Below are 3694 nucleotides of genomic sequence, written 5' to 3' on the forward strand. Positions count from 1 at the left end.
GTCTTTCGGAGACAAGAAAGAATAGCACGCTTCATCGGAAATTCAAAAAACTATGATACACTACAGACTTGGAGGTGGAATAATGCAGAAAATTTTAGTTGTTGAGGACGATTTTGATATTCAAGAACTTTTACAGAATTTTTTACAAGAAGCAGGATATGAAGTAGCTGTTGCAAATGATGGTGTCGAGGCACTCTCTTTATTTGCAGGCCAACGATATGACTTGATTGTATTGGACATTATGCTCCCCAAAATTGACGGTTACGGTGTCTGTGAATTGATACGCAAGCAATCTGATGTTCCTATCATTATGCTAACCGCATTAAGCGGAGAAGAAGATCAGATTAAAGGATTGGATTTGCAGGTGGATGACTACATTACAAAACCGTTTTCTATGCCTGTCCTGCTCCGCAAAATTGCGGCTGTACTTCGGCGCAGTAACCGGGGAACAGATGAAAAGTATCAAATCATTACTTATGGCAATTTGCGTTTGAACTGTGACGGCTACACCGCCACAGTGGACGGAACTAATTTTGAACTGACACAAAAGGAATTTGAAATACTGCGGGAACTGCTGACCCATCAGGGCCGGATATTGACCCGGCAGAACTTGTTGGATAAGCTGTGGCGATATGATTTTTATGGGGACGAGCGTGTTGTTGATACCCATATCAAAAATCTACGAAAAAAATTGGGAATAGATTTCATTCAAACAATCAGAGGGGTGGGATATAAAGTTGATAAAGAGAATTAAAGGCAGTCTGTTTGCTAAAGTCTTTATTCTGACTGTGGCAGTTTTGCTATGCGTGAGCTTTCTTGTCTATGGCGTTCTGGCCTGGTATATGCCCAGGACCTATTCTAACAATCTCAATGCGTCATTAGATGAACAGACAAGTGACTTTATTTATGAATTAGAACATATCCGTATGCAGGATAGCGGCGGACTTTTTGACCAGTTTCTTCAAAACACGGCGATTAGTATGGTGGAGCTTTATACTGCTGATGGTGTTCTGATGGAAACACCGTCTAATCAAAATGACTTTAACGATGGGATTGCCAGTGAGGCTCTTGGTGGAACATCTTATGAAAGTGCGCCGATTATATCCAACAGCTATTACTTCTCATTTGCAGATGATAATGGCCAATATATTTTAACAGTTTATGGAGAAGCCTCTCAAATCGCAGAACTGCGGCAATCATTTGTAAGCGTATTACCGATTTTGTTTTGCGTTATTCTCCTTGTATCGTTGGCAACCGCTTGGGGGTATTCTCGTATCATTACAAACCCGGTATTAAAAATCTGTCGGATTTCTAAAGAAATGTCTGATATGCGGCTGGAATGGCAACTTGAGGAACGCCGTTCTGACGAGCTGGGTGTACTGGAGAATAGCTTGAATACGCTGTCCCGGAAACTGTCTGCTACCTTGGAGGAGTTGCAAAGTGCAAATCTCCAGCTCCAAAAGGATATTGAACATCAAAAGGTGCTGGAACGGGCACAACAGGATTTCTTTTCTTCCGCTTCCCATGAACTGAAAACCCCTATCACCATTATCAAGGGTCAATTAGAGGGGATGCTATTGGGTATAGGGGCATATAAAGACCACGAAAAGTATCTTGCCCGATCCTTGGAAGTTGCGGCTACGCTTGAAACGATGGTGCAGGAAATATTAACGATTTCAAGGCTGGAAACCAATGTCGATTTCAAAATGGAGCATTTTGATTGCGCTCCCATGATACATGGCTATTTGAGGGAGATTGATGATTTAGTGGCAACAAAAGAGCTGCAAATACATCTTGCTATACAGTCTCCCACTTTTATCAATGGGAACAAATTACTGATTGAAAAGGTGTTCTCCAATTTGATTTCAAATGCTGTAAAGTATTCGCCGCATGGAGCAAGCGTTGATATTATTTTACAAAATACCAACGGACGCTTTTTGTTCTCCGTAGAGAACACAGGTACACATATACCCGAAGATGATATTCCCAAATTGTTTGACGCTTTTTATCGTATGGAGCAATCCCGCAGTAGAAGAACAGGCGGCAGCGGCTTAGGGCTTTATATGGTTCAAAGAATTTTACAACAACATAACAGCTATTGTGAGGCTTGCAACACAGAAAACGGTGTTAAATTCTTCTTCACGATTTAGCGGACAACCAGCGGCAGGTGAACAACTTGCCGCTTTTTTAACTACACACAAATCACAAACTAATCCCAAAGGTATCCCAAAAAGCTCTGCTATACTTTAGGTACATTCAAAGAAAGGATTGGTGAAAACTATGAAACGAATTGCATTATGCGTTGCGTCCATGCTCTTGTTAGGCTGTTTGGCTGGATGCGGCGCGACACCGCAGAACAGCCAGGAACAAGCCGATAACAGTAGTGATACTCTTTACTCAAATTCTTCATCCACAGCGCAAGCCTATGAAAGCGATGAAGTGATTTCCTCGGAAGAACAGGCCAAGGCCGAAGAAATCCGCCGGAGCGAGATTGCGGAACAGTATTCCATTTATGAACCCTATGGCATGACCTACGATCAGGAGAAAGACCGCTTCTTTTATAAAAGCCAGATGGTGCGTTATTTCAAAGATCAGATCAGTCCAGAGAACGCAAACTCGTTCTTCTATGAGGATGGCGTGGTAGATGTAGAGCCGATCAGAGATGCAAATGGATCTTTGACAGGCTTGAAGCAATCCTCGGATGCTGATTTTAACGCCAGAACTGAAAAGCAAAAAGAACTAAAAGAGGAATTTGATGCGGCTGGAATTACTGGAAACAGCGGTAGTTTTGAACTGGGCGATCCGAACTATCGTGATGATAGTTTAGACGCCTACACCGCATTTGGCGTTTCCTATGACCAGCCGACTCAAAAATGGATGTATGACGGCAAACCCATCCATATTCTCTATGATGCAGACCACGATACCTACTGTGATAACGGCATAAGTGATGGTATCAACCTAAAAGTTATTCGTGACAAAAACGGTAACATCGAAAAGCTGGTAGAAACAGCGGCACAAGAATTAGAGCAGTATGTAAAATAGACTACAAAACTGCTGTACGACGGCAAAAAAAGCCGTCGTACAGCAGACACATTTCCATACGCCATGAAGGGGCTGTATCAAAACGAAATTTTGGTACAGCTCCTTTTTAACTACACATAAATCACAAACTAATCCCAAAGGTATCCCAAAATGCTTTGCTATACTTGGGGTACATTCAAAGAAAGGATTGGTGAGAACTATGAAACGAATGGCATTATGCGCTGCGTCCATGCTCTTGTTAGGCTGTTTGGCTGGATGCAGCACGACACCGCAGAACAGCCAGGAACAAGGTAATCCCGTTATCAAGGAAGAAATCAGTCAACCTCTTGGCGGCTCTGAGGCGCTGGGAAACAGCGAGGACAGCTCGGCACTCTCCGCCGCAGACAAAGAAAAAATGTTTGCACCTTATGAACAATATGGGATGACCTATGATGCGGTCAAAGATGAACTTACCTATAATGGGAATTTGGTTCGCTGGTTTGAGGACTATTATCCCATCGGTAACAATGAAACCGCCGGTATTGATTTTCTAAATGAGAACGGCACAGTAGATGTGTATGCTGTACGGGATTTAGAGAGCTTTTCAAAAGCGGCTGACGGCTCCGTTGATCCGGCGGGCAAGCTGATTGACCTGAAAGAGTTTACCCAG

3 protein-coding genes and 1 pseudogene are annotated in these 3694 nt (G+C 42.9%); all 4 read left to right on the forward strand.

Going from position 1 to position 3694, the window contains the following annotated elements; all coding sequences use genetic code 11:
- Positions 1 to 82 precede the first annotated feature (82 nt).
- Positions 83 to 754 carry a response regulator transcription factor gene (locus ACTNES_RS19955; RefSeq protein WP_441040487.1) on the forward strand — a complete coding sequence of 224 codons (672 nt, stop codon included), beginning with the start codon at positions 83 to 85 and terminating at the stop codon, positions 752 to 754.
- Positions 738 to 2150, forward strand: a complete 1413-nt coding sequence (locus ACTNES_RS19960; RefSeq protein WP_119188441.1) for a sensor histidine kinase — start codon at positions 738 to 740, stop codon at positions 2148 to 2150. The genes ACTNES_RS19955 and ACTNES_RS19960 overlap by 17 nt, the downstream gene beginning before the upstream one ends.
- Before the next feature lie 130 nt (positions 2151 to 2280).
- Positions 2281 to 3045 (forward strand): hypothetical protein, encoded by a 765-nt coding sequence (locus ACTNES_RS19965; protein WP_119188440.1) that lies wholly within the window; start codon positions 2281 to 2283, stop codon positions 3043 to 3045.
- A 199-nt stretch (positions 3046 to 3244) separates the two neighbouring features.
- Positions 3245 to 3694: pseudogene (locus ACTNES_RS19970) on the forward strand (hypothetical protein); the annotation flags it as partial.

The organism is Blautia sp. HCP3S3_D9 (assembly GCF_052063845.1).
Classification (GTDB): Bacteria; Bacillota; Clostridia; order Lachnospirales; family Lachnospiraceae; genus Blautia_A.